The sequence below is a fragment of the Zhongshania sp. genome (assembly GCF_041584495.1).
In the GTDB taxonomy this organism is placed as follows: domain Bacteria; phylum Pseudomonadota; class Gammaproteobacteria; order Pseudomonadales; family Spongiibacteraceae; genus Spongiibacter.
Map to the genome: position 1 here is coordinate 1 of NZ_JBFHDY010000199.1, position 3,593 is coordinate 3,593.

Genomic DNA, 3,593 nt, shown 5'->3' on the forward strand with positions numbered 1-3,593 from the left:
TCTAATAAGCCGATCATATGAATTCCATCCCCAGCCGCATTGCTCAAGAACTTGGTGTTAAAGAAGCGCAGGTTAGCGCTGCCGTTGCCCTGTTAGATGAAGGCGCAACCGTGCCGTTTATTTCCCGCTACCGTAAAGAAGTCACTGGCGGGCTCGACGACACCCAAATGCGCGATTTGGAGTCTAGGCTGGGCTATTTGCGGGAATTAGAAGACCGGCGCGAAACCATTCTCAACAGTATTCGCGAGCAGGACAAACTCAGCCCCGAGCTAGAACGGGATATTCGCGGCGCCGACACCAAGAACCGCCTAGAAGACTTATACCTGCCCTATAAGCCCAAGCGCCGCACCAAGGGCCAGATCGCCATTGAAGCCGGTTTAGAACCCCTCGCCAACACCTTATTTGACGACCCCAGCCAAGATCCCGCCAGCCTCGCCCTCAATTATTTAAATGCAGAACAGGGCATTAACGACGTGAAAGGCGCACTCGACGGCGCCAAGTACATTCTCATGGAACGCCTTAGCGAAGACGCCAACTTGCTCGCCAAGCTCCGTAACTTCTTGTGGAATGAGTGCCTTTTGTGCAGCACCGTTATGACCGGCAAAGAGCAGGAAGGGGAGAAGTTCAGGGATTACTTCGCCCATAGCGAGCCACTGAAAACCACACCCTCGCACCGCGCCTTGGCCATGTTTCGCGGCCGCAACGAAAGCATTCTGAGTTTGGCGATAAAGTTCAGTGAAGAAGAGGGCGCAACTCATCCCTGCGAGGGCATGGTCGCCGAGTTCTGGAAAGTGAAAGACGAGGGGCGCCCCGCCGATACCTGGCTAAAAGAAGTGATTCGCTGGACCTGGCGTATAAAACTCTACACCCATTTAGAAACCGATTTGCTGGGTCAATTGCGGGAACTCGCCGACACCGCAGCCATTGACGTGTTTGCCCATAACCTCAAAGACTTACTCTTGGCCGCACCCGCCGGGCAGCGCGCCACCATCGGCCTCGACCCCGGCATGCGCACCGGCGTAAAAGTGGCCGTTATCGACGCTACCGGTAAAGTCGTCGACCATTGCGCTATTTTCCCAACCCCGCCTCAGAACAAAATTGCCGAATCCGCCGCTGTACTCTTGGCGCTGATCAAAAAGCACGGCGTACAGCTCATCGCTATAGGCAATGGGACCGCCAGCCGCGAAACTGAACGCTTTGTAAAAGACGTACTCTCTGCTCGCCCCGAGCTGGGCTGCACCAGTGTCATGGTTAACGAGTCTGGCGCATCTATTTATTCGGCATCGGAATACGCGGCCAAAGAATTCCCCGATCTCGACGTGACCATTCGCGGCGCGATCTCTATCGCCCGCCGCCTGCAAGACCCGCTGGCCGAACTGGTTAAGATTGACCCTAAATCCATCGGGGTAGGTCAGTACCAGCACGATGTATCCCAAACTGCCTTGTCGCGCACCTTGGAAACCGTGGTAGAAGACTGTGTAAACGCAGTCGGTGTAGATGTAAACACCGCCTCACCAGCGCTGTTAGCAAGGGTATCTGGCCTGAATCTAAGTATCTCGGCCAATATTGTTGAATACCGCGACCGTAACGGCGCCTTTAAAAACCGCGAGCAATTAAAAGAAGTTAATCGCTTTGGCGCCAAGACCTTTGAGCAGGCGGCAGGCTTTTTACGTGTTGTTGGCGGCGACAATCCACTCGATGCCTCGGCAGTGCACCCCGAGTCCTACAGCGTGGTCGAGAAAATCGTCAACCGCTGCGGTCGCGAAGTGAAAAACGTCCTGGGCGACAGCAGCTTCTTAAAAACGCTGAAACCAGCCGACTACGCCGACGAACGCTTTGGTATACCCACGGTTACCGATATTTTTGCCGAATTAGATAAACCCGGCCGCGACCCCCGCCCAGATTTTAAAACCGCGACCTTTAAGGACGGCATAGAAAAAATTTCTGATCTTGAGCCAGACATGATCTTGGAAGGGGTCGTTACCAACGTCACTAATTTTGGTGCCTTCGTCGACATTGGCGTTCATCAAGACGGCTTGGTACACATCTCGGCCTTGGCCAATCAGTTTGTCAAAGATCCCCACAGCGTGGTGAAAGCGGGCGACATTGTTAAGGTTAAGGTCATGGAAGTCGATGCCCAGCGCAAGCGGATCGCACTGTCTATGCGCTTAGACGACAAAGCCAGTGACGTGCAAGCCGCCAATAGCAGTGGTGAGCGACGCGGTGGGCGCAACAAGCCAGCAGCCATGCCTAAGCAAGCACCAAAGCCCGAAAATACCACGATGGCTGCACTGTTTGCCCAAGCTAAGCAAAAGAAACGCTAAGGCGGTTCGCCGCCCTCCGAAGAACAGTGCTCCGCTGCCGCCTCGGCGGCGCGGATTTCACTGGCGCTTTCGCGATACGCGTCATCCTCCGGCGCCAAGGCTTCAGCGCGGCTAATGGCGGTCAACGCTTGGGCTTTACAGCCACCCGCTAAGAGCGCGTAGGCGTAATTATTCCACAGCGCTGGATCATCCTTGGCGAGTGCCAATAAGCGCTCAAACACCTGAATCGCCCGCTGACTTTCACCCTGTGCCAAGGCTAAATTCGCCTGCGCCGTTAATACCGGCAGGGAATCTGGCCAGCGCTCGGCGGCCAAAGCATAAAAGCCCGCCGCCAATTCAGGGTGGCCAGTTTGCTCAAAGGCGTAGGCGCTGCGAATGGTGACTAAGGGCTCCGCCGTGACCGGCAAATGGCTGCTGTCTACCATAACCCGTGCCCAGTTGTTGGTTCGCGACCAGGTCGCCATAAACGTTGAAAAGGGCAGGCGATAATAGGGGCGATCCCCTGAGTGCAGAATAAGTTCTTCGCGGGCTAAATCGTAACCAACGGCAAGGGCATAGTGCCATTGCGGCCACCATGAAAAGGTCAAGTTCTGGAACACCAAAACTGGATTACCCGCATCGAGTTCTTGTAATAACGCATGCAAATTTTTGGCTAAGGGGTAGGGCAGTAAACCCAGTCTACGGCTGGCCGCTTGCATTTCAACCGCCAGCGAACCCTTTTTACCAGGAATAAACAGTTGCTTGGCCAAGTCGTTTTGATCAGCGTCAATACCACGGTATTGAGCGACTTCAGCCAAGGCTGCAGGACCACAATAATATTGCTGCTGGGCAATAAACGGGACGTCTAACTGGCGCCGAGGCCCGAGGGTCTCGGCGTATTCTTTTAACGGTAAACCGGAACAGGCCTGCAAAAGCAGGCACAAGAAGAAGAGGGCTTTACTTCGCCGCATTAACAAACGGGAAGATGTCGGTAATACCCAAAACATCAGTAATGAAGAATATAAGCACCAAAAGCGCTAACAGGCCAACCGCACCCGAGCCCGCTGGCAGTTCATCCATACGTTCGTGCAACATGGCTAGCTCGGTGGGGCTTAATGAATCGATACGGGCCTCAACATCGGCCGGGGACACACCTAGCGCCACTAAGCGCGACCGCACCTCTTCGCTGCCCAGCGCAGCCTTCATTTCAGCCCGTTCAGACTTCACCGAATACTCCGCCACCATTTTATCAGTACTGATCACTGAGGCCGATGCGGTACTGGCGAGTAA

Annotated in this window: 3 protein-coding genes; 1 reads left to right on the forward strand and 2 read right to left on the reverse strand. The window is 54.7% G+C overall.

Translation table 11 applies throughout. The features are described from left to right. The first annotated feature begins 17 nt into the window (after positions 1–17). Positions 18–2,324: a Tex family protein gene (locus ABYP33_RS17910; RefSeq protein ID WP_008253287.1), complete on the forward strand. Its 2,307-nt coding sequence runs from the start codon at positions 18–20 to the stop codon at positions 2,322–2,324. Here ABYP33_RS17910 and ABYP33_RS17915 read toward each other — a convergent pair. Next, entirely contained in the window at positions 2,321–3,274 is a 954-nt protein-coding gene (locus tag ABYP33_RS17915) for a PA2778 family cysteine peptidase (RefSeq protein ID WP_373092591.1), read from the reverse strand. The two genes, ABYP33_RS17910 and ABYP33_RS17915, sit on opposite strands and share 4 nt — an antisense overlap. Beyond that, positions 3,261–3,593 (reverse strand): PA2779 family protein (locus ABYP33_RS17920; RefSeq protein WP_373092593.1); only part of this gene is annotated, 333 nt, incomplete at its 5' end. The genes ABYP33_RS17915 and ABYP33_RS17920, both read right to left, overlap by 14 nt.

Bases quoted from the DNA above. Each gene is read 5' to 3' on its own strand.
- ABYP33_RS17910 (WP_008253287.1), top strand. From the start codon at position 18: ATGAATTCCATCCCCAGCCGCATTGCTCAAGAACTTGGTGTTAAAGAA.
- ABYP33_RS17915 (WP_373092591.1), bottom strand. From the start codon at position 3,274: ATGCGGCGAAGTAAAGCCCTCTTCTTCTTGTGCCTGCTTTTGCAGGCC.